22 protein-coding genes are annotated in these 21,011 nt (G+C 53.1%); all 22 read left to right on the top strand.

Features of this window, described 5'->3' with window-relative positions; translation table 11 throughout:
* Nucleotides 1–94 precede the first annotated feature (94 nt).
* The 22 genes from pobA (at nucleotide 95) to ACXUPB_RS20885 (ending at nucleotide 21,008) form a co-directional block, all read left to right on the top strand.
* Nucleotides 95–1,279, top strand: coding sequence for a 4-hydroxybenzoate 3-monooxygenase (gene pobA / locus ACXUPB_RS20990; RefSeq protein ID WP_472954545.1), 1,185 nt, complete (start codon nucleotides 95–97; stop codon nucleotides 1,277–1,279).
* A 421-nt stretch (nucleotides 1,280–1,700) separates the two neighbouring features.
* Nucleotides 1,701–2,726 (top strand): TRAP transporter substrate-binding protein DctP, encoded by a 1,026-nt coding sequence (gene dctP, locus ACXUPB_RS20985; RefSeq protein ID WP_350359539.1) that lies wholly within the window; start codon nucleotides 1,701–1,703, stop codon nucleotides 2,724–2,726.
* An 81-nt stretch (nucleotides 2,727–2,807) separates the two neighbouring features.
* Nucleotides 2,808–3,335 (top strand): TRAP transporter small permease subunit, encoded by a 528-nt coding sequence (locus ACXUPB_RS20980; RefSeq protein WP_350359538.1) that lies wholly within the window; start codon nucleotides 2,808–2,810, stop codon nucleotides 3,333–3,335.
* Nucleotides 3,335–4,657: a TRAP transporter large permease gene (locus ACXUPB_RS20975; RefSeq protein WP_350359537.1), complete on the top strand. Its 1,323-nt coding sequence runs from the start codon at nucleotides 3,335–3,337 to the stop codon at nucleotides 4,655–4,657. The genes ACXUPB_RS20980 and ACXUPB_RS20975 overlap by 1 nt, the downstream gene beginning before the upstream one ends.
* A gap of 16 nt (nucleotides 4,658–4,673) precedes the next feature.
* A complete protein-coding gene (locus ACXUPB_RS20970) occupies nucleotides 4,674–5,864 on the top strand; it encodes a mandelate racemase/muconate lactonizing enzyme family protein (RefSeq protein WP_350359536.1) in 1,191 nt (396 codons plus the stop codon).
* 30 nt (nucleotides 5,865–5,894) lie between these two features.
* Nucleotides 5,895–6,620: an arylmalonate decarboxylase gene (locus ACXUPB_RS20965; RefSeq protein ID WP_472954540.1), complete on the top strand. Its 726-nt coding sequence runs from the start codon at nucleotides 5,895–5,897 to the stop codon at nucleotides 6,618–6,620.
* A gap of 347 nt (nucleotides 6,621–6,967) precedes the next feature.
* Nucleotides 6,968–8,008 carry a TRAP transporter substrate-binding protein gene (locus tag ACXUPB_RS20960; protein ID WP_472954539.1) on the top strand — a complete coding sequence of 347 codons (1,041 nt, stop codon included), beginning with the start codon at nucleotides 6,968–6,970 and terminating at the stop codon, nucleotides 8,006–8,008.
* Nucleotides 8,009–8,081: 73 nt separating this feature from the next.
* Nucleotides 8,082–8,558 carry a TRAP transporter small permease gene (locus ACXUPB_RS20955; protein WP_350359533.1) on the top strand — a complete coding sequence of 159 codons (477 nt, stop codon included), beginning with the start codon at nucleotides 8,082–8,084 and terminating at the stop codon, nucleotides 8,556–8,558.
* Nucleotides 8,555–9,844, top strand: a complete 1,290-nt coding sequence (locus ACXUPB_RS20950) for a TRAP transporter large permease (protein WP_472954536.1) — start codon at nucleotides 8,555–8,557, stop codon at nucleotides 9,842–9,844. Before ACXUPB_RS20955 ends, ACXUPB_RS20950 begins: the two co-directional genes overlap by 4 nt.
* 84 nt (nucleotides 9,845–9,928) lie before the next feature.
* Entirely contained in the window at nucleotides 9,929–11,086 is a 1,158-nt protein-coding gene (locus ACXUPB_RS20945; RefSeq protein WP_350359531.1) for an amidase, read from the top strand.
* Nucleotides 11,070–12,215 (top strand): acyl-CoA dehydrogenase family protein, encoded by a 1,146-nt coding sequence (locus tag ACXUPB_RS20940; protein ID WP_472954533.1) that lies wholly within the window; start codon nucleotides 11,070–11,072, stop codon nucleotides 12,213–12,215. Before ACXUPB_RS20945 ends, ACXUPB_RS20940 begins: the two co-directional genes overlap by 17 nt.
* Before the next feature lie 37 nt (nucleotides 12,216–12,252).
* Nucleotides 12,253–12,597: a hypothetical protein gene (locus ACXUPB_RS20935; RefSeq protein WP_041157364.1), complete on the top strand. Its 345-nt coding sequence runs from the start codon at nucleotides 12,253–12,255 to the stop codon at nucleotides 12,595–12,597.
* 39 nt (nucleotides 12,598–12,636) lie between these two features.
* Nucleotides 12,637–13,911, top strand: a complete 1,275-nt coding sequence (locus ACXUPB_RS20930; RefSeq protein ID WP_472954532.1) for an aromatic ring-hydroxylating oxygenase subunit alpha — start codon at nucleotides 12,637–12,639, stop codon at nucleotides 13,909–13,911.
* A 5-nt stretch (nucleotides 13,912–13,916) separates the two neighbouring features.
* Complete coding sequence (locus tag ACXUPB_RS20925; RefSeq protein WP_472954530.1) at nucleotides 13,917–14,402, top strand: aromatic-ring-hydroxylating dioxygenase subunit beta; 486 nt, start codon at nucleotides 13,917–13,919, stop codon at nucleotides 14,400–14,402.
* Nucleotides 14,402–15,160 (top strand): SDR family NAD(P)-dependent oxidoreductase, encoded by a 759-nt coding sequence (locus ACXUPB_RS20920; RefSeq protein ID WP_472954529.1) that lies wholly within the window; start codon nucleotides 14,402–14,404, stop codon nucleotides 15,158–15,160. Before ACXUPB_RS20925 ends, ACXUPB_RS20920 begins: the two co-directional genes overlap by 1 nt.
* Nucleotides 15,161–15,176: 16 nt before the next feature.
* Complete coding sequence (locus ACXUPB_RS20915) at nucleotides 15,177–16,133, top strand: PDR/VanB family oxidoreductase (RefSeq protein WP_472954527.1); 957 nt, start codon at nucleotides 15,177–15,179, stop codon at nucleotides 16,131–16,133.
* Between the two features lie 24 nt (nucleotides 16,134–16,157).
* Nucleotides 16,158–16,706: a TRAP transporter small permease subunit gene (locus ACXUPB_RS20910; RefSeq protein WP_472954525.1), complete on the top strand. Its 549-nt coding sequence runs from the start codon at nucleotides 16,158–16,160 to the stop codon at nucleotides 16,704–16,706.
* Nucleotides 16,699–18,015 (top strand): TRAP transporter large permease, encoded by a 1,317-nt coding sequence (locus tag ACXUPB_RS20905; protein WP_350359528.1) that lies wholly within the window; start codon nucleotides 16,699–16,701, stop codon nucleotides 18,013–18,015. The genes ACXUPB_RS20910 and ACXUPB_RS20905 overlap by 8 nt, the downstream gene beginning before the upstream one ends.
* A 142-nt stretch (nucleotides 18,016–18,157) precedes the next feature.
* Nucleotides 18,158–19,186 carry a TRAP transporter substrate-binding protein gene (locus ACXUPB_RS20900; RefSeq protein WP_350359527.1) on the top strand — a complete coding sequence of 343 codons (1,029 nt, stop codon included), beginning with the start codon at nucleotides 18,158–18,160 and terminating at the stop codon, nucleotides 19,184–19,186.
* A gap of 43 nt (nucleotides 19,187–19,229) precedes the next feature.
* Entirely contained in the window at nucleotides 19,230–19,421 is a 192-nt protein-coding gene (locus ACXUPB_RS20895) for a 2-hydroxymuconate tautomerase (protein ID WP_350359526.1), read from the top strand.
* A gap of 36 nt (nucleotides 19,422–19,457) precedes the next feature.
* Complete coding sequence (locus tag ACXUPB_RS20890; protein WP_350359525.1) at nucleotides 19,458–20,390, top strand: flavin reductase; 933 nt, start codon at nucleotides 19,458–19,460, stop codon at nucleotides 20,388–20,390.
* A gap of 51 nt (nucleotides 20,391–20,441) precedes the next feature.
* Nucleotides 20,442–21,008: a nuclear transport factor 2 family protein gene (locus ACXUPB_RS20885; RefSeq protein ID WP_035565062.1), complete on the top strand. Its 567-nt coding sequence runs from the start codon at nucleotides 20,442–20,444 to the stop codon at nucleotides 21,006–21,008.
* Nucleotides 21,009–21,011: the final 3 nt, after the last annotated feature.

Below are 21,011 nucleotides of genomic sequence, written 5' to 3'. Positions count from 1 at the left end.
AATAATTGATCTAGATCATGCCTTATTATGCGGCGTGTTTCATTGAAAAATACAAGTCATAAGTTTTAGATAATGACAATGATGAGGCATCCCTATGAAGACACAGGTCGCGATTATTGGCGCAGGGCCTTCAGGCCTATTGCTGGGACAGCTGCTGCATCGTCAAGGCATTGATAATGTGATTGTTGAGCGGCGTAGCGGTGAGTATGTATTAAGCCGTATCCGCGCCGGTGTCCTTGAGCAGGGCATGGTGGACTTACTTCGCGAAGCGGGTGTTGACCAGCGCATGGATAAAGAAGGCCTACCCCATGACGGTTTTGAGCTTGTGTTCGACAACCGTCGTGTGCGGGTCGCACTGGATGAGCTGACCGGTGGCAGCAAAGTGATGGTATACGGCCAAACCGAGGTGACGCGGGATCTGATGGAGGCCCGCGCTGCCGCTGGCGCGACAACGCTCTACGAGGCAGAAAACGTTCAGCCCCACGACCTGGATAGTGACCACCCCTATCTAACCTTTGAGCACAACGGCGAAACGGTCAGGCTGGAGTGTGACTACATCGCTGGGTGCGATGGCTATCATGGTGTCTCCCGCCAATCGATCCCTCAAGAGCGCATTAAAGAGTTTGAAAAGGTTTACCCGTTTGGCTGGTTGGGGATGCTCTCGGACACGCCCCCGGTCTCTGATGAGTTGATTTACGCAAGCCACGAGCGTGGTTTCAGTCTGTGTAGCATGCGCTCCGCCACCCGCAGCCGTTACTACCTTCAAGTACCGCTGGATGAAAAGGTAGAAGATTGGTCGGACGAGCGTTTTTGGGAAGAGCTCAAGCGCCGTTTGCCTGAAGAAGTCGCTGCAAAGCTTGTGACTGGGCCTTCTATTGAGAAGAGCATCGCGCCGCTGCGTAGTTATGTGGTCGAACCCATGCAGTACGGGCGGCTGTTTCTGGTCGGCGATGCGGCGCATATTGTCCCACCCACTGGTGCCAAGGGGCTCAACCTAGCGGCTAGCGATGTGAATACGCTCTATCGATTGATGGTGAAGGTTTATCAGGAAGGCCGAACGGATTTGATCGAGCGCTACTCGCAAACGTGCTTGAAGCGCATCTGGAAAGCGGAGCGCTTCTCCTGGTGGATGACCTCGATGCTGCATAATTTTTCCGACGAAGAGGATTTTAACAGCCGCATGCAGTTGGCCGAGCTGGACTACGTCACTAGCTCCAAAGCAGGCATGACCACCATCGCCGAAAACTATGTGGGGCTGCCCTACGAACCGCTGGAGTAGCGCCTACCCGTTGTGCATTTATCCTCCTTGCCCAGGCTGACGCTTGGGCTTTTTTGTGCTTTTGGGTTCGGTTAGAAAGGTGTTTTCGGAGCCCTAAGCTAGTAATGGAGGCTGTGTTTATAACTTATGGAAGGCTTACTCTTGAATGATTGAGTCAAAAGCGAGCAGATCCAATCTAATACGCACAGCATTGGTGCTCGGGCGCTGATTTAGCAGTCTTTTTGTTATTTAGCAGGCTAGTTAATTTCCTAAATGATATTTATCTATATGATAACTGTTGTTTTAATTTTAATAGGCGAGTTTTTTGCTTATTAAGAGACGTTTCATATCTGGGCATTTACTTTACTTTTCATGTGATGTTGAATGTTTCTGTCAGGCTTTTGCTGGGATTCAACATAACAACAAATGGAGATAACGACGGATGACTAATATAAAGCAGCTGCGGCCCAAGGCGACACAGTGGCAGAAGATGCCAACCCATCTAGGGGCTCTGTATATCGGTGTATTATTCAGTACATCAGCAATCGCTGATGAAGTCTTAAAATTTAGCCACTCCTATACAGAAAATGATGCTCGCCATGAATGGGCGCAATTTATTGCTGACAATGTTTCGGAGAAAACGGATGGTCAAGTGATTATCAATATTTTCCCCAACCAGGAAATTTCCCGTGCTCAAGCTCAGCACAGCGCACTACGTCAGGGAAGAATTGATCTGACCATTTATCCACTGCCGTGGCTGGCTGGGATGATACCTTTAGCCGAAATTGGTGCACTTCCCGGTTTAGTGACTGCCCCCACCGATGGACTAGTCTGGCGTGACAGAGCCATCTGGCCCATGTTAACCGAGGCTGTCGAAAGCACAGGAGCCGTACTGGCGGGGTCAGGCTGGGCAATGGCCACCATTGGCAGCACTGGCAAAGCTGTAATATTGCCAGAGGATGTTGACGGCTTGCGAATGCGAGGACTAGGAGCTGCTTCTGAGCAAATGTTGAATTCCAATGGAGCAACAATTACATCTTTGCCAGCGTCTGAGCTTTACCAGGCCCTTCAGACAGGGGTGCTAACCGGGGTGCTAACTCAGTTTGCCTCTTTTGAGGGTTACAACCTGGAAGAAGTTATTGAACATCTGCAGGTAGGGCCTGGCTACATCGGTGGCATGCATACCATCTTGCTTTCTACAGATATGGAACAGCAGATTGGCAGTGAGCACTTTGACCTAGTGATGGAAGCTATCCAGGAATCAGAAGTTTGGTTTGCAGAAAAGATGATTGAGGATAGCCAGCGTATCGCCGAGGAGTTTGAGAGTGCCGGAGTACAGGTGAACGAACTTTCAGACGAGGAGGTGGCTGCCTGGGTTTCGAATGCCCGCGATACGGCGTGGCCCTACTTCATAGAGCGAGTCCCCGAGGGAAAAGCTGCCTTGGAGGCTGTAGAGACTCCCCTCTGACACTAGCACCGCTTTTATCATAATAAGGAAGAAATCTTCGGGATACTTCCAAGATCAGGACTTGTGCTCAACGAGGTAAGAATGCTTATTTTACTTAATCGTCTAAGAGTCTGGCTTGATAGGCTGAACTTCCTGATTGGCGGTATAGCAGCATACGGCATTTTATTTGCCTGTGGTGCCATTACCTGGGCGGTGGTCGGACGGGGCTTGTTCGGTATGAATACGATCTGGGAGTTGGAGGCCAGTGTCTATCTACTGATCTATGCCGCTTTTTTGGGGCTTGCCTACTCTGATCGTGCTGGAAGCCAGATTGCTATTGACATCCTGCGTGTGCGCTTCACAGGCAAGGCTCGATTGGCGCATCGCATTGTTTTAGATTCAATAGCTTTGGTTCTGTTCAGCTTGCTGTTCTGGTCGTCGCTAGAGATGGTGCTTAATGCTTGGCATACGCAGTGGCGCTCCATGAGCCTATGGGGCCCACCTCTTTGGATCCCGTATCTGGCTATCCCGATTGGGACTGCCATTTTAATCATCAATCTCGTTTTGGACATCCTGATTCGACTACACGGTCAGGCTGTGCCTGCCGACGCCCTACAGGGAGAGCATTGATGGATCCGATTCTGTTGAGCATCTTGACGGTCAGCCTGTTGTTGCTGCTAATTTTCTTTGGCTTACCAATTGCCTACTCACTTGCAGTATCGACTTTAATAATGATGGTGGTCTCCGGGTCGGGAAGTGATGCATGGTACATCGCTGAATATACCTTTCAGTCGCTGGACTCCATTGATCTTATAGCCGTGCCCATGTTCATCTTCATGGGAACGATCATTGCTGTTAGTCCGGCAGGAAAGGATATTTACCGAGCTCTCAGCCTAGTGTTGCCCATTCCTGGAGGATTGGGGGTGGCCTCAGTAGGGGGCTGTACCGTCTTTTCGGCTATGTCCGGCTCGTCACCTGCCACTGCCGCCGCTATTGGATCTTCCGCCATTCCTGAAATGATCTCTCGGGGCTACCCACCAGCGCTTGCTTGTGGTCTGGTGGTGGGTGGAGGAACGTTGGGCATCCTTACGCCCCCGTCCATTGTGTTGTTGCTCTATGGCGTGGTAACAGGGACCTCTATTGGTAAGCTGTTCATGGGGGGAGTGGTGCCAGCGATCATGGTTGCCATCATGTTCTCCATGTACGTGGTATGGCGCATGTGGCGTTATCAAAAGGCCAATCCTGAAGTACTCGAAATATCGCGACGTTATGATGAGCAGGAGGGTAAGACCAAGTATCCAGTGTTACGGGTACTGCCATTTTTCCTGATGGTCGTGATGATCATGGTGGCGCTCTATGGCGGATGGGCGACGCCATCGGAATTGGCCTCTGTGGGTGCAATTGCTTCAATACTGCTTGTGTTGGTGATTTACCGTGTGACTTCCTTTGAGGTTTGGTCGCGTTTGTTGCTTAAGACAGTGCGTGATACTTCCATGGTGTTGATCATTGCTGCCTTTGCTTACTATCTCGGCTCTTTCCTTTCCTATAACGGTGCTGTAACGGCGATTTCTTCCGGCCTGCTCGACCTGTTTGGCAATAAATGGCTAACACTGCTAGCGGTATGGCTAATGATGTTGGTGTTGGGCACTTTCCTGCCACCTTTTGCCATTGTCGTCATTGTGGCGCCCATGTTTTTACCGTTTGCCCTGGATGCGGGTTTTGACCCCGTATGGTTTGGTGTGCTTATCACTCTAAACATGGAGCTGGGTTGCATTACTCCCCCACTGGGAATCAATTTGTTTGTCGTGAAGAGCATTGCCAATAATGTCTCCATGAAAGAGATTATGAAGGGTTCCTTGCCTTTCTTCTTCATCATAGTGTTTGCATCGCTGTTATTGGTTCTGTTTCCACAGATTGTCCTGTGGTTGCCGGAAACCATGTGGCAAAACTGAGTGCCTGGAGATATCAATGAACAAAAAAGACCATGAGTTTATACAGCTTCGGCCGCAACGGATCGTCAAGGTCAAGGCCTGGCCGATGAATATTCCTGTCAAAGTCGAGGTGGTAGGCGTAAGCCGCACCATGCCTTTATCAGCCTGCTTGTGTGAAGTTGAGACTGAAGATGGCATCAAGGGGTATGGGTTCACCGCCATTACGGAGGAGGATGTGGTCGCCTCAGCGATCAACAATGTAATTGCACCCACGGTGATGGGGCGTGACGCTATAGCGACTGAAGCAATATGGGAAGAGCTGAGCTGGGTGCTAACACCCAGGGGGCAGTCTGGGTATGCTTCCCATGCTATTGCTGCCCTCGATATTGCCCTGTGGGATATAAAAGCCCAGGCGATGGGGGTGCCATTATGGAGGCTACTGGGAGGGGCGCGCGAGGAAGTCCCTGTCTATACCACTTTTGGTTTTGGCTTTCTAAGCCAGGATGAACTAGTTGCCGCCGCTAAACATTGGGTGGCACAGGGCAATCGCCGACTGAAAATGACGGTGGCAGGTGAGGCCATGCGAAATCGACATCGGCGAAACTTAGAAGCTGTGATTCGAGAAGACGCTGCGCGGGTGATGGCTGTACGTGAGGCAGTTGGCGATGAAGTCGACATCTATATTGATGCCAACTGTAATCTTGACCCCGTACACGCCTTCAAACTGGCGAAAATGTTGGAGCCGGTCAACCTTGGATTCTTCGAAGAACCAGTATTACAGAATGATGCCCGCCATCTAAGTGAGTTGCGGCGGCGCACGTCTGTACGTATCGCGGTAGGCCAAAACGAAGGGCAGGCGTTTCGTTTCCGTGATTTGTTAGTAGAGCAGGCCGTTGACATTATACAGCCGAATGTAGCTATTACCGGAGGATTTACCCAATGCATACGGATTGCTGGTATGGCGGCAGCCTTTAATACCAGTATCGCCAATGGGGGGGCCTGGCCTTTCCACAATATGCATTTACATGCTGGCCTTGCAAATGGTGGGTTGGTGGAATACCACCATCCGGCGGTACTGTTGTGTGAACAGATTTTTACTGGGCTACCTGTACCAGAGAACGGAGTACTTGCATTGCCCAAAAGCCCAGGCTTGGGCTTTTCACCCAATATGGATGCTGTAGAGGAATTTAGCAGAAATCCATCGGCGTGCGGGAATGGTAAAGGATAATCAGTAAAATGAAATGGGGAGGAATGATCTATGAGTACACTAAAACCTAAGGTAGGGCTGATTGTGCCACCAGCATCCGGCGAAGTACCGCCTGAGCCGCTAGCGTTATACGGTGATAAGGTAGATTTTGTGGCAGTGGGGCTGGGTTTGGGAAAGCTTACGCCTGAAGGCTACGATGGTGTGATCGAGAGAGTTGGTGAGCTGAGTCGTTTACTTGCTGCTGACGGGGTGCAGGCTGTCTCGCTTATGGGAACCTCACTCAGTTTTTATCGTGGCCCTAAGTATCATGCGCAGCTTGTTGAGATCATGCAGTCGGAAAGCGGGCTACCCGCTACTACTATGAGTGATTCGGTAACGAAGGCGTTTGACGCGTTTGGCGCCAAACGCTTGGTAGTAGCAACGCCATATGTGTCGAGTGTGAACCGTTTACTGGAGGAGTTTCTTGTTGAAAGTGGGTTCGAGGTTGTGCATCTGCATGGGCTGGGGCTTGAGCGGGTAGAGGATATCCTTGCTGTGTCACAAGATGAGCTGCGCCAATTGGGGCTTGAGGCTATGAAGAGTGCAAAAGGCGAGGCCGACGCATTATTTATTTCTTGTGGTGGCCTACGTACAGAAGTGGTGACCAGTGAGTTGGAGAGTGAGCTGAATATCCCTGTTATTTCAAGTGCATTAGCCGGTGCTTGGGGGGCAGTGCGTTTATTAGGACTGTCAGGCCGGGCAGATACAGGCGGGAAACTTTTTATGTTAGATGATTAACCGCAACCTAAAGGTTGAGTGTTAACGAAAATGCACGGTTTAGTTTCATGGTACACGTTGCGGATAGAGGTAAAACGTGACCCTGAGGGCATGCTTTTCTGCATATTGCTGCACTTTTTTGGTGCTACTCAGCTCCCTAAACGTTTACTGCAGCAGTTCGAGAAAATTGAGAGATGTAGCATATTTTTTTAATTGATTGAAAATTAAATATAATAATGAAAACGGTACTTATTTTGCATTTATCATGGGGATGCATTTAAGTATTTACTTTACTTTTCATGTGATGTTGAATGTTTCTGCTAGGCTTACCTGACATTCAACACAATAACAAATAGGGCTAATGACCAATGACCAGCCAAAAACAGCTGTGGCTCGAAACTTCTCGCCGACTGACACGCTTGAGCGGCGTATGCGCTGGGGTGTTACTTAGCACCAGCGCGTTAGCGGATAACATCAACCTCAGCTATGCCTTCTTTGCGCCTTCCCAAACCTTTCCTGCCATACAGATGGAACACTGGGCGAAAGAGCTGAGCGAAAGAACCGATGGCCAGGTAAACGTCAACACCTTCCCAGGCGGAACGTTACTGACGGCTGCCAACATGTTCGATGGCGTCTTAAACGGTGTTGCCGATATCGGTCTCTCTGCCACCTCATACGAGCCGGGACGTTTTCCGTTACTCAATTTGGCCGGAAATCTAACGGGTATTGACGTGAACTCGCAGATAGCCAGCCAGGCAGTGTACGAACTTATCAAAGAGTTCCCTGCAGAGACGCTGGGCTTAGAAGAGTTCAAAGTCATTACGGCGTTCACCTCCGAGCCAGGCTACCTACATACGCAAGAACCCGTGACTTCGCTGGAGAATCTTGAGGGCCAAGAGATCAGGGTGCCAGGCGACAGCACTGCCGTTGTTCAAGCCCTTGGCGGCGTGCCTGTGGGTCTCTCCCAGTCAGAAACGGGAGAAGCCCTTCAGGCTGGTATCGTTAGTGGCTATGTAGGTTCTCGTGAGACGCTGATGGATCTGCAGTATGCCCGCAATGTGAGCTATATCACTGACTACCCTCTGACCAACGTTGTCTTCGTTGCGGTGATGAATCAGCAGCGGTGGGACGCCTTGCCCGAAAACGTTCAGCAGGAGATCAATGCATTGGGTGCCGAAATGGCTTCCTACGCAGGTAAGTATCTCGATGAACACATCCAGGAATCCCTGGCGTGGGCAACGGAGAACCATGACCTTGAGCAGCTCTCCTTGTCCGAGGAAGAGGCTGAGCGCTGGTCGAGCTTGCTGGAGCCCATCAATGCGCAACGGCTGGAAGAGGTGGCTGCTCAAGGATTTCCTGCCTTTGAGTTGCGCGATCGATTTATTGAGCTGATCGAACAAAACCAATAGTTGCCTACGCTTTTGTCTGAGCGCATTTATTTGCGCCCAGTAAGCGCCATGTTGATAGACCTAGGTAGTTACCATGAATAAATTTAATTGGGTAATTAGCCGTCTCTTACTCTATGTAGCCGGCTCGGCATTACTGATGATGGTGTTTCTGGTGGTCGGTAACATCGTAATGCGCCAAGTTAGCTCTTCATTTGGTGGCACCACCGAAATGGTCGGCTGGCTAACAGCGGTGGTAGTGGCGCTATCGCTCGCTTACTCCCAGCTTACCAAAGCCCATATTGAGCTGGATTTGCTGGTCGAACATTTGCCCGCCCGTCTGCAAAGCGTTCTCTACGTCTTGGTCGCAGGTGCAAGTTTTTTATTCTTCTCCATGGTGGCTTGGAAACTTTGGGAGTATGGCTTTAGCGCTATGCAACGAGGCTCTTTATCGCAAACATTGCGTATTGCGTTTTATCCCATTGTTTATCTAGTGGCATTAGGGTTTTCTGCTTTTTGTATTGTTCTTTTAGCAGACTTTTTGAGTAGTTTAAAAAAGGTGGTAACACAATGAGTATGACGCTGGTAGCTTTGTTAGGCGTGCTCTGTTTGTTTCTTCTTATTTTGTTAAAAATGCCTATTAGCTTCGCTATGTTTATGGTGGGCTTTTTTGGCATGCTTTACATGACTAGCCCTATTGCCGCGTATAACGTTATTAGCTCAGGAATCTGGGAGCAGTTATCGGGTTACTCTCTGAGTGTCATACCCCTATTTATCTTTATGGGGGAACTACTGTTTCGCTCTGGAATAACGGAAAAGATATTTGCGGCTGCCTATGCCTGGATAGGCCATTTCCGTGGCTCCATGGCCACAACAACGATCCTTAGCAGCGCAGGTTTTGCAGCGGTTAGCGGTTCGAACACGGCCACGGCAGCCACTGTCGGTACCATTGCTCTCCCCGAAATGAAGAAATTTGGCTATAACCGCGCGCTCAGTGCTGGCAGTGTCGCGGCGGGGGGCACGCTGGGAGTCATCATCCCACCAAGCTCGGTGCTGATTGTTATTGCGCTGCAAGCCGAGTTGGCCATTCGCGACCTGTTTCTAGCCAGTATTGTCCCTGGTCTTATCCTGGTAGTGCTGTTCATCGCGACGATTGGGCTACTCTGTCGCCGTCGCCCTGATATGGGCCCCGCAGGTGTGCGTTCGAGCTGGTCCGTAAGGTGGCGTTCGCTGAAAGGTATTATCGAAATTGGTGCCCTCTTTACACTGGTACTGGGTGGGCTATTCGCAGGCTGGTTCACCTCAACAGAAGCTGCTGCGGTGGGCTGCATTGGTGCAATGCTGATTACCCTGATACAAGGAAAGCTCTCTTGGGCCGTCTTAAATGAGGCTATCGCTAATGCTCTCAAGTCGTCGGCCATGATCTTGATGTTGGTTGCTGGAGCGGTCATCTTCGGGCGCTTTCTTACCATTACGAGACTGCCTTACATGGTGGGTGAGTGGGCGGCGGCACTGCCCTTGCCAGCGATAATGGTAATGGCCTGTATCCTGTTGATCTATGTGATCGGCGGAGCGCTAATGGATGCGATGGGATTTTTAATTATCTCCATTCCGATTTTCTTTCCCGTAGCGCTTGCCTTAGGTTATGACCCAATTTGGTTCGGCGTGGTGGTCTGTATCGTTACCAGCATGGGGGCAATTACACCGCCGGTGGGAGTGAACGCTTTCATTGTAAAGAGCCTGGATGCAGAGTTACGAATGGGTGAGACATTCCGTGGAGTAGGTTACTTCATACCCCCTTATCTGCTGTGCATTGCCTTGCTGTTAGTGCTCCCTCAGATCGTATTGTTCGTTCTTTAGCGTTCACCCGATTAGATGAATAGTTATAAATTTTATGCCTATTTACTTGAAATTTCATGTGATAAGTCTAGCGAGGTGGCTGAGGTGACTATATTGACATCGAGGTTAAGCCTGGGGCAGGGGCCGTGCAAAGTGGTCGTCAAAGATACGATCGATATCGCCGGTTTCCCCACCTGTGCAGGATCCGCTGCCCTTGCTGACGCACCACCAGCCGCGGCTCATGCAGCGATCGTCGAGCGGACGCTCAAAGCGGGATACCACATCGTGGGGAAGGCCAACCTGCATGAACTGGCGTTTGGTATGACGGGCATCAATGACTGGGCTGGCACGCCAGAGAATCCGCGCTACCCCAGCCTTATCCCTGGTGGTTCTTCCAGTGGGTCGGCCGCCGCGGTGGCTGCTGGCCTTGCCGATATTGGCATTGGTACAGATACCGGTGGCTCTATTCGTGTCCCCGCTGCCTGCTGCGGGGTCTACGGCCTTAAGCCCACCTTCGGGCGATTGAGTCGCCGCGGCGTTATGCCCGCGGAAAGTAGCCTCGATTGCGTAGGCCCCTTGGCTTGTGACCTTCACGTACTGATAGCTTTCATGGCGGCGATTGACCCTCACTTTCAGTCGTCAATGGAGGGGGCCGCGCCTGTTCTGGGGTGCATCGGCGTAAATGCCGAGTCGGCTATTTGGGCAAGTATCGAAGACCAGCTCAGTCGGTCTGGAATGGCGCGTGGAGATGTTGCCTTGCCGCTTATGGCTGAGGCGTTTGAGGCTGCCATGGTGATTATCAATCGCGAAACTTTCCGTGCCTGCGAGGCGTTACTTGCCACAGGCAAGGTGGGCGCGGATGTCGATCAGCGTTTGAAAGCCGCTGCCGCGACGACCGATGCCGAGCTAAAGGAGGCGGAGCGGGTACGTCGTGCCTTTACCGCCGAAGTAGATGCACTGCTAGAGCGGCATGATGTGTTGGTGCTGCCGACGTTGCCGCATTTTCCCATGACCGCTCAGGATGCATTTGCGGGCCACCAGGATCTGAAAATATCGTCCCTTGCGCGCCCCTTCAATCTTTCAGGGCATCCCGCCTTATCGATCCCTCTTGAGTCTCAGCAAGCACTCCCTGTCTCCGTGCAATTGATTGGACGTCGTGGCAATGACGCGGACGTTTGCCGGGCGGCTTCGCAACTCATGAACCGGGTTTCGTCGGCGGGAGAGGAACAAAAAAAAGGAGCGAATCATGCAACAACACATTGATAAATCACAGTGGGGAGGCGAGGAGCGCTTTGATGCGTTGCTCGAGTCAATCCGATCTCGGCGCAAAGAACTCGAGGAGTTGCGCCATATCCCCATGGACATCATTGACGAGTTCAAAGCCATTGGCGTCTATCGCGCCATGGTACCTGCCACCTACGGCGGTGACGAGAAGTCGCCCGCCGAGTTCCTGAAAATGGTCGAAGCGATCTCGGCGGCAGATGGCTCCTCTGGCTGGGTAGCGAGTTTTGGCATGAACCCCGCCTACTTGGCCGCGTTACCCGAGGAGACCCTAAAGGAAGTGTGGGGGGATTCCCCTGATATCGTCTTCGCTGGCGGGATTTTTCCGCCCCAACCCGCTGAGCGGGTCGATAACGGTTTCCGTATCAAAGGGAGATGGAAATTTGCCAGCGGTTGTATGGGGGCATCGCTATGTGGCGTGGGCATTCTCCCCGCCGAAGAGGGTGCTCTGCCGCGCATGGCAGTGCTGCCTCGCGACCAAGTGAAGATCGACCCGACCTGGGATATGTTGGGCATGGTAGCCACCGGCAGCCACGACCTCGTGGTCGAGGACGCCTATGTTCCAGAGGCATGGACCTTTGTGCGCGGCGGTAAGCCCAACGTCGATACCCCCTTCTTCCGCTACCCATCACTCTCCTTCGCTGCTCAGGTGCTGGCAGTGACTACCCTGGGCTTGGCCCGGGAGGCATTGGATATCGTCCGCGCCATGGCCGGTGGGCGTAAATCAGTCACCGGTGCCCCCAACCTGGGTGAGCGTGAGTATGCTCAGATTGCCCTCGGCAAGGCCGAGGCCAAAGTTCGCGCCGCCCGCGCCTTCTTCTATGAGAGTACCGACGCCGCCTGGGCAAGCATTCAGGCCGGTGGAGAGCCAAGCCGTGAGCAGGTCAACCTGCTGCGACTCTCCACCACTCATTTGACCCAGGAGTGCGCCGAGTCGATTCGCAGCGTGTATCAGATAAGCGGCATGACCGGTGCCGACAACGCCCACCCCCTGTCGCGAATCCTGCGCGACTCGCAGCTTTGCACCCAACACGCCTTTATGGGCGAGATCACCTGGAAGAACGCCGGCGCCATATTCTTCGGCCACGATCCTTTACCGGGCTACCTATAACCGCCCCTACGTAGTTTAACCAACGGAGATCAACACTATGCATCGCGTACTTTTCTGCATCGGTATCAACCAAAATTTCATGAACGCTACGGCCGAGGAAGGCAAGCAAGTCTGGCAAGCCTTCAGCCAGATGATGCAAGGCATCGATGAACTTCCCGGTGTCACTATCCTGGGGATCATGGATGACGACCGCATCATGGTTGGCCCTTCCACCACCGCTCCTTGGACCGCCTACATCATGGCCGATGTCCCCGATTACGAGACTGTTGTCGCCGCCTGCAACTTCTTCCGCACCATCCCGGTGGGGGATGGCACCTATAAGCTCTGGAAATACGCCCGTGTCGAGGCACGTATCGGCCGTGAGCTGGTGGTACCTGAATAAAAAGGCAACAACCGCTGGCTAAGGCATGAGGAGAACAAAATGAACCAATTAATAGACGTCAAAAACATCGCGCTAGAACCAGATCAACTGGTCAATAACGATAAGATTGCGACCCCGATGTACACCAGCTCAGCGCTATTTGAGCAAGAGCAAGAGAAGATTTTTCACAAGACCTGGGTGTGGGTAGCTCATGCAAGCGAGATCCCCGATAAGGGGTCTTTCAAGCTGTCCAAAGTAGGCCGTGAACCGGTCATCGTTGCCCGTGACCGCAAGGGCAATATTCATGTCATGGTCAATCGCTGCCGCCACCGTGCGGCAACGGTATGCGAAATCCATAAGGGTAAAACTTCCTCCTTTCAGTGCCCCTATCATGGCTGGGGTTATGGACTCGATGGCAGCCTGCGGGCCTTGCCGCATCCCGAACAGTACGGCGATGACTTTGACAAATCCCTGCATGGGCTGCTCAAGCTGCGTACAGAAAGCTATCAGGGCATGATCTTTGCTACTTTCAACGATGACATCGAGCCACTGGAAGACTTCCTGGGTGCTGCCAAGAAGTGGATCGATCTGTTTATGAAACAGGGCGGTGGATACCCTGTAAAAACCCTTGGCGAACATCAGTTTTCGGTGCCAATGAACTGGAAGGTTCAGCTTGAGAACACCACCGACGCCTATCACTTTCCGATTGTACATAAGTCCTTCCTGCAATCCCTCGATGAGGAAGCCGAAAAGACGTTCACCTTCCTTGATGGCGAAGGCTTCGTTGAAGACCTGGGTAACGGTCACTCCGTCATGGTCATGATTCCCGAGCTCGTCGACCTAGAGGAGGATCTTGATCGCAAGATTCCAGAGCGTTTTGCAGAGTTGGCGCAGGCGCTGCGCGGCGAAGGCTACCCGGAAGATCAAGTCCGCCGCATTGCGCGCGCGGTAGGTGGCTCCGGGTTCAATCTTAATCTGTTCCCTAACGTGGCGTGCTCAATGGCCTTCTTCCGTGTGTTGACGCCCGTTGCTGTTGATAAAACTGATATTCGCCACATTGCCATTGGTATGGAGGGAGGTCCCGATATCGCCAATCGCGTACGCCTGCGCTTGCATGAACACTTTCAGGGCCCCATGGGCTTTGGTTCTCCCGACGATGCCGAGGTCTGGGAGCGAATCCAGCGGGGGGTCGATGGTGGTGCCGAACTGCCGATTCTGGTCAATCGTGGCATCGAGAAGGAAGTGCCGGGCGAGGCAGGGCCACGTGGTCATGTATCGGATGAAACGGGCATGCGTGCCGCCTATGCGATGTGGAAACGGATGATGCAGGAGTAAACGAAATGAACACAATCGACAATGAAAGCCTGCTATGGCAGGTCACGCAGTTTATCTGGCACGAAGCGGCGATCCTGGACGCAAAAGAGTACGACGCTTGGCTCGACCTGTGGCAGCCAGAGGGTTTGTACATTATTCCCATCGAGGACGCCGACGATTACGCGACAGTACTCAACCTCTGTTACGACGATGACAAGATGCGCCGGGATCGTATTAAACGCTTCCAGGATGGTTTCTCGATCTCTTCGGCACCCCCTGCCGTCACCGTACGCACCTTGTCTCGTTTTGTGATCGATGCCGTCGATGGCAATACGGTTGTCGTTTCATGCGCTGAGCACCTGGTTGAAGACAAGTTTGGGCGTCAACGCATTTGGGCCGCCAATGTGCGCTATACCCTCACGTCCTCCGATACCGGCTTCCGCCTTCAGGAAAAGGTGGTGCGTCTACTCAACGCTGATGGAGTGCTGAATTCGTTCAGCTATTTGTTCTGATGAGCGTACCACTACCCGACAAAATTCAGACCGCAGTGGTGACCGGCGGCGCACGTGGACTCGGGGTTCACATCGTACGCGCACTGCATAAGGCGGGGTTTCGTGTCGTTATCACCGATATCGACACCGGGCCCGCCGAAGCGCTGGCATCCGAACTCGATCTGGCCGGGGAAACCGCGGTGACTGCGACCCTCGATGTCGCCAAGCCAGAGGATTTCCAGGGCGTGCTGGACAAGATTGTCGCGCGCTGGGGCAGTTGCGAAGTGCTGGTCAATAACGCAGCCCGAACCGCGGTACAGGGGGTGTTTGATATTGACCCAGCCCACTTTAACGAAGTGATGACCACCAACGCTGGCAGTGTCTTTGCCGGTTGCCAGATCTTTGGTCGCCACTTCAGAGAGCGGGGTTATGGCCGCATCGTCAACCTGGCGTCGCTGGCAGGGCAGAACGGCGGTACCGCCACTGGCGCTCACTATGCAGCCTCCAAGGGCGCGATTCTGACCTTGACCAAGATTTTCGCCCGTGATCTGGCAGCGGACGGGGTGACCTGTAACGCCATTGCGCCGGGGCCACTGGATACCCCGATGGTACGTGAGGTACTCGGTGACAATCTGGATAAGGCGCTTGCCAATATCCCCGTAGGCCAGCTGGGCTCCCCTGAGCTGGTTGCGCAAATGGTGAGTTTCCTTGCCAGCCCTCAGGCGGCTTTTGTAAACGGTGCCTGCTGGGACGTCAATGGCGGCATTTACATGCGCTGAGCATCTGGAGATGACCATGCAAGATGACATCATGACCCTGCACGTTGTGCGCCGCGAACTTCAAACCAATGAGATCGCAGTGATCGATCTGGCTGCTGAGAGTGGCGCTGATCTTCCTGCCTTTGAAGCAGGCGCCCACATTGATATTCACCTTGATGAAGGGCTGGTGCGCCAATACTCGCTGAGTAACCCTCCAGGGGAGCGCCACCGTTATCGGCTCGGGGTGCTGCTCGACCCCACTTCGAGGGGAGGATCCAAGTCAGTACATGAACGCCTATACGAAGGTGTCCAAGTGAGGGTTGGCGTGCCACGCAATCTATTCCCACTGGATGGATCGTCACCGCATAGCCTATTGGTGGGCGGCGGCATCGGTATTACGCCAATGATTGCCATGGCGTACGAGCTGCGCGATGCCGGACGCTCCTTTGAGTTGCATTACTGCTGCCGCGGGCGTGAAAAGGCAGCTTTTATTGATGAGCTTGAGTCTGCCTTTGGCGATGCGTTAGTTATGCACTTCGATGATGAGGAGGCCTCCCAGCGGCTGGAAATAGAAACGTTGCTGGCGTCACAACCCGCCCAGACCCACCTCTATGTCTGTGGCCCCACCGGTTTTATGGACTGGGTGATTAATGCTGCCCGTCAGGCGGAGTGGCCACAGAGCCGTGTGCATTCAGAGTACTTCTCTGCAGAAGTGGATACCAGCGGCGGCGCTTTTGAAGTTGAAGCGGTTGCCAGCGGCGTCACCGTTCAGGTGGAAGAGGGCATGTCCATCGCCCAGGCGCTCAAGGCGGCAGGCGTCAAGGTCAATGTTTCCTGTGAAGAGGGGGTTTGCGGCACCTGTATCTGCGAGGTGCTGGAGGGTACTCCCGATCACCGTGACCACTTTCTCAGCGAAGAAGAAAAGGAAGATAACGACCAGATTGCCGTGTGCTGCTCCAGGGCCAAAAGCGCACGCCTAGTCATTGACCTTTGATCCGCCAGCGTAAAGGGAAAACGCATGCATGCCGTCAAAGTAAGGCTCTGTGAATCGATTCTAAACCTGTGTGGCCTCTGCCTGTTACTGATTGCCTTTGTCATCGGTGCGGGGGTGTTGATGCACCTGTTTGGAGTATCGCAACTCATTGCGTTTGAAACACCCCATTGGCTGGTGGGGGGAGCAATTACGTTCAACTCTCTGATGGGGTTACAGGTGCTGCTGTTTACAGTGGCCATCATGATGGCTATCGCCCCGGTCATGCTGCTGGATCGGCACGTTAGGGTTGATGTGTTTCACTCCCGTCTATCGACACGCTATCGGCATGCGATCGATATTGTCGGGCATGCGCTGTTCGGTATTCCTTTCTTTGCGTTGCTACTTCTGCCCGCTTATCGATTTGTCGAGCGCGCCTACCTGACCAGTGAGCGCTCGACAGATGGGGGGCTGACGGACATATACATTATCAAGGCCACTCTGCCTATCGGTATCACCCTGTTTTTGGCGGTGCTGGTGTATCTGTTAGTGAAACGAACTTGGTTATTGATGTCAGGGAGCTCGGATCATGCTTGAACATTGGCTGCCTCTATCTATGGTGCTGCTGCTATTTGCAGGTATTTTGTCAGGCTATCCGGTGGCACTGGTGTTGGGTGGGGTGTCGGCTATTTTTCTGCTGTTTTCAGATCTCCCCTTGGCCTTCTCCAGTCTCATGTTGACGCGCGTGTATGCGAACGCGCTGAGCAACTGGCTCTACGTTGCCATCCCGATGTTCATCATGATGGGGTTGCTGTTGGAGCGAACCGGATTGGCCCGCGATGCTTTCCGCGTCAGCGAGCGCTTGCTGCGCAGGTTTCCTGGCCATCTCGCGCTGACGGTGCTGTTCATCGGCGGGTTGATGGCCGCAACCACAGGTGTTGTTGGCGCATCCGTTGTCCTGCTGGCGGTACTGGCGTTGCCCCGAATGCTCGATGCTGGCTACTCAGCATCGGCGTCGGCGGGGCTAATATCGGCCTCGGGCACGCTCGCCATTCTGATGCCGCCTTCCGTTATGCTGATCATTCTATCCAGCCTGGTGTCGGTACCCGTCGGCCATCTGTTTAAGGCTGCCTTGATCCCGAGTGCTTTGTTGCTACTGCTCTACACCCTCTATTCGCTTGCCCTTGCATGGGGGCAGCGGCGTTCGCCTTTCAAATGCCCAGATGAGCAGCAAGGTGGCGGCGTTGGGCGCAACCTACTGGCGTTGTTCCCTTTCCTCGTACTGATTCCCATCGTGCTTGGCACCATCGTCTATGGGGTGGCGACGCCTACGGAGGCTAGCGGTGTTGGCGTGCTGGCGGTGTTGGGGTTTGCCGGTGTCATGCAGAAAATCGATGTGGAATCGGTAATGACAGCGGCGAGAGAGACCGTGGTATCGACTGCCATGATTATGATGTTGGTCATTACGGCGACCTGCTTCTCGCTAATTTTTAAAGGGGTCGGCGGTGATGGCCTAATTCGCAGTAGCTTGGGGCTGATGGGGGGAGGCAGCTGGAGCGTGTTAATCCTCATCCTATTGCTGGTCTTCGTGCTGGGGTTCTTTCTGGACTGGCTGGAAATATCCTTGATTCTGATGCCTATCTTTGTGCCTATCATCACCCAGCTGGAACTGTCGAATGGGCTTACCGGTGGAGCGCTGCTGGTGTGGTTTGCCATTCTGTTTGCTATCAATTTGCAGACTTCCTTTCTCACTCCCCCGTTCGGCGTATCGCTCTTCTATTTGAAAGGGGTCGTGGGTGATCGCGTTGCCACCCTGGATATTTATCGAGGCGTACTGCCCTTCATCGCCATCCAACTGTTCGTCTTGCTACTGATCCTGCTGTTTCCGGGGCTACTCATGCTGTAAGCCGTTACAACAACCGCCGCATATAACCTAAGACATAGAGTTTAAGGCATAGAGTTTAAGGCATAGAACTTAAGACATAGAACTTAAGAAATAGAACTTAAGAAATAGAACTTAAGAAACAAATAGAACAGGAGTTAACACCATGAAGTTGTCTTTGAAGAGCACCCTTATCGGTACGGGAGCGTCGCTACTCGCCTCCACCGCGATGGCCCAGAATTTGACCCTGCAATCCGCTTTTCCCTTCAGTCTTGAGGTCATCGATACCTCAATACATCGCTTTGTCGAGGATGTCGCCACGGCGACCAACGGGGAGCTGACCTTCACCCCTTATGATGCCGGATCCTTTTCGCCCCCCTTCGAAATTCTGGAGAACGTCGGTAACGGCAGCCTGGACGCAGGTTGGTCGGCCGCCAGCTACTGGGCAGGTCAGATTCCGGCCGCCGCGCTGTTTCAAAGCATTCCCTTCGGCCCCGATGTGCCGAAGTACCTGTCCTGGCTATATGGCGGCGGCGGTCTCGAACTGTGGGAGGCGCTGTACGCACCCCATAATGTCGTACCGATTCCCTGCGGCAGCATGATCTCTGAAGCGGGCGGATGGTTCACCGAGGAAATCACCAGTGTTGAAGACCTCAATGGCATGAGCATGCGCATTAGTGGTCTGGGTGGAGAGGTGATTAGTCGCTTGGGAGTGTCGCCGGTTTCCATTCCTGCTGGCGAGACGTTTCTCGGGCTTGATACGGGGCGCATTGGTGCCGCTGAACTCAGTTTTCCCACCATTGATACCAGTGCGGGCTTCTTTGAAGTTGCCAAGCACTACTACTTCCCTGGCTGGCATCAGCCCGGCAGCCTCAATGAACTGCTGGTTAACGCTGACGTATGGGCCGGATTGGCAGAAAGCCAGCGCTTGGCCGTGCGAAATGCCTGCAGTGATTTGAGCATTCGTATGTTTGCCCACGATATGCAGGCTCAATCCGCCGCCCTGGAAGAGTTTCGCAGCGCTGGAGTAACCGTTGAACGCTTCCCTGAAGAGGTGTTGGCTGCCTTGCAGTTGGCCACAGAGGAGGTGCTGGAAGAAGCGGCTCAGCGTGATAACGACTTTGCCGACGTCATTGAATCGTATCAAAACTTTAGCGAGCGCTATGACGAGTACCGCGAACTGACGGATTTTTAACCACCCCGAGCCAACCGCTCTAATACGGATAATGAGGATTGCGATGCCTACCATTCACGTTTACATGATGTCAGGAAGAACCTCGCAGCAAAAAGAAGCGCTGATCAGCGAGGTAACCGATGCCGTAGTGTCATCGATAAGCGCACCTAAAGAGAACGTTCGGGTGATTATCAGCGAGGTGCCCAAAAGTGAGTATGGAATAGGTGGCGTCACCGGTGAAAAACTAGGCCGCTGATACTCCTCTGTATAAATAGTACAAGAGAGACAGTTTATGAGTATTGATACCCGAGACTTCAGAAACGCCCTGGGAAAGTTCGCCACTGGCGTAACAGTGATAACCACCCGTGATACGGAAGGTGAGCACTATGGCGTAACGGCAAGTAGCTTCAATGCCGTCTCCATGACACCGCCGCTGATTCTATGGAGCATTGATAAAAACGCCTATAGCCTGGATGCCTACTGTCAGGCAGAGCACTTTGTAGTCAATGTGCTGGGCAGTGATCAGGTGCCCATCTCTAACCGTTTCGCCCAGCGGGGTGAGAACAAGTTCCAGGGGATCGACCTTGAAGAGGGAGTTGGGGGCGGCGCACGAATAGTGGGCGCTGTGGCCCATTTTGAGTGCCGCACTTGGCAGGTATACGAAGGCGGAGACCACTTCATCATCGTCGGGGAGGTGCTGAAGTATGACTACCAAGATGGTCGGGGGGCTTTAGTCTTCCACAATGGGCGCTATGCGCTGCCTGAGCCCCATCCGATGACGATTCCTCAAGAGGAGGTCGAGACGGGAGAAGGGCTTCTGGGGCATCACTTTCTTTATCTGTTGCGCCAGTCTCTGTCTGCCTATCGTAAGGATTTCTACCCTCGCCTCGAGCACATGGGGGTGGACGAGAAGGAGTGGCGAGTGCTGACCCTGCTGCTTGATCGAGGAGCGCTGCCCCTTGAAACCATTGCCCAACGTGTTGCTCAGCCCATCGAAGACCTGAAGGACACTTTAAGCGGTCTTACCCGCCGGGGGATGGTAAGTGACCGTGATGATAACGCCTCTACCGTTGCCTTGACGAATGAGGGAGGCGAGTTGGCGCGCAAGCTGCTGCGAATGGCGCGGGAGTATGAGCAGAAGGTATTTGAAGGCGTGAGCGAGGAGGAGGTGAGCATTCTGAAAGGAGGGCTTGAGCGTGTTATTGAGCAGCTAGGAACCCCCTGACGAGTCACGGCTAAGAGTAGAAAATAGCGCCTACCACCGGAGGAAAATGAGATGACAGAAGTGTCTGCAGCAGCGTTTCAACGACTTATGGATCGTGTCGATACCCTAGAGGCCGAGTCCGAAATTCGTCGGATTCAAACCCGATATATGTTTCTTTGTGACACCCCTATGCCGGAGTACGGTATCGAGAACGACGAGCAGCGCATTAATCACATCATGGCGCTCTATACTGAGGATGCAGTGTGGGAGGGGGTCGGTGAGTATTACGACGGTCAGTTTGGACGTCTAGAGGGCGCTACGGCTATTCGACACCACTTCGAGAATTTCTGGGGGCAGAAAAAAGATCCTCAATTACTTCTGAATGTGCACTACCTGACCTCTGAACAGATTCACGTCAAGGGCAATACAGCGACTGGGCAGTGGGTGCACTGCCAGCCGTGGATTTTTTCTGATGGTAGCTCGCTTCTGCGTTCATCACGGCTTAATAACGCTTTTAGAAAGCAGGATGACGGACGCTGGTTAATTACCCGTACACGGACGGAAAATGTGTTTGTAGCCCCCTTGAAAGAGGGCTGGGCAACGGACTTTCCTGCTGCATCGGTGTTAATGAAACCCTAAGGA

It is taken from the genome of Vreelandella sp. DA03-1M (assembly GCF_055725665.1).
Note: the sequence above shows the minus strand (reverse complement) of the source record. Positions and strands in the feature narration are given on the sequence as shown.

What these genes read in the sequence shown, in the direction of transcription:
- pobA (WP_472954545.1), top strand. Translation starts at nt 95, where the DNA reads ATGAAGACACAGGTCGCGATTATTGGCGCAGGGCCTTCAGGCCTATTG.
- dctP (WP_350359539.1), top strand. Translation starts at nt 1,701, where the DNA reads ATGACTAATATAAAGCAGCTGCGGCCCAAGGCGACACAGTGGCAGAAG.
- ACXUPB_RS20980 (WP_350359538.1), top strand. Translation starts at nt 2,808, where the DNA reads ATGCTTATTTTACTTAATCGTCTAAGAGTCTGGCTTGATAGGCTGAAC.
- ACXUPB_RS20975 (WP_350359537.1), top strand. Translation starts at nt 3,335, where the DNA reads ATGGATCCGATTCTGTTGAGCATCTTGACGGTCAGCCTGTTGTTGCTG.
- ACXUPB_RS20970 (WP_350359536.1), top strand. Translation starts at nt 4,674, where the DNA reads ATGAACAAAAAAGACCATGAGTTTATACAGCTTCGGCCGCAACGGATC.
- ACXUPB_RS20965 (WP_472954540.1), top strand. Translation starts at nt 5,895, where the DNA reads ATGAGTACACTAAAACCTAAGGTAGGGCTGATTGTGCCACCAGCATCC.
- ACXUPB_RS20960 (WP_472954539.1), top strand. Translation starts at nt 6,968, where the DNA reads ATGACCAGCCAAAAACAGCTGTGGCTCGAAACTTCTCGCCGACTGACA.
- ACXUPB_RS20955 (WP_350359533.1), top strand. Translation starts at nt 8,082, where the DNA reads ATGAATAAATTTAATTGGGTAATTAGCCGTCTCTTACTCTATGTAGCC.
- ACXUPB_RS20950 (WP_472954536.1), top strand. Translation starts at nt 8,555, where the DNA reads ATGAGTATGACGCTGGTAGCTTTGTTAGGCGTGCTCTGTTTGTTTCTT.
- ACXUPB_RS20940 (WP_472954533.1), top strand. Translation starts at nt 11,070, where the DNA reads ATGCAACAACACATTGATAAATCACAGTGGGGAGGCGAGGAGCGCTTT.
- ACXUPB_RS20935 (WP_041157364.1), top strand. Translation starts at nt 12,253, where the DNA reads ATGCATCGCGTACTTTTCTGCATCGGTATCAACCAAAATTTCATGAAC.
- ACXUPB_RS20930 (WP_472954532.1), top strand. Translation starts at nt 12,637, where the DNA reads ATGAACCAATTAATAGACGTCAAAAACATCGCGCTAGAACCAGATCAA.
- ACXUPB_RS20925 (WP_472954530.1), top strand. Translation starts at nt 13,917, where the DNA reads ATGAACACAATCGACAATGAAAGCCTGCTATGGCAGGTCACGCAGTTT.
- ACXUPB_RS20920 (WP_472954529.1), top strand. Translation starts at nt 14,402, where the DNA reads ATGAGCGTACCACTACCCGACAAAATTCAGACCGCAGTGGTGACCGGC.
- ACXUPB_RS20915 (WP_472954527.1), top strand. Translation starts at nt 15,177, where the DNA reads ATGCAAGATGACATCATGACCCTGCACGTTGTGCGCCGCGAACTTCAA.
- ACXUPB_RS20910 (WP_472954525.1), top strand. Translation starts at nt 16,158, where the DNA reads ATGCATGCCGTCAAAGTAAGGCTCTGTGAATCGATTCTAAACCTGTGT.
- ACXUPB_RS20905 (WP_350359528.1), top strand. Translation starts at nt 16,699, where the DNA reads ATGCTTGAACATTGGCTGCCTCTATCTATGGTGCTGCTGCTATTTGCA.
- ACXUPB_RS20900 (WP_350359527.1), top strand. Translation starts at nt 18,158, where the DNA reads ATGAAGTTGTCTTTGAAGAGCACCCTTATCGGTACGGGAGCGTCGCTA.
- ACXUPB_RS20895 (WP_350359526.1), top strand. Translation starts at nt 19,230, where the DNA reads ATGCCTACCATTCACGTTTACATGATGTCAGGAAGAACCTCGCAGCAA.
- ACXUPB_RS20890 (WP_350359525.1), top strand. Translation starts at nt 19,458, where the DNA reads ATGAGTATTGATACCCGAGACTTCAGAAACGCCCTGGGAAAGTTCGCC.
- ACXUPB_RS20885 (WP_035565062.1), top strand. Translation starts at nt 20,442, where the DNA reads ATGACAGAAGTGTCTGCAGCAGCGTTTCAACGACTTATGGATCGTGTC.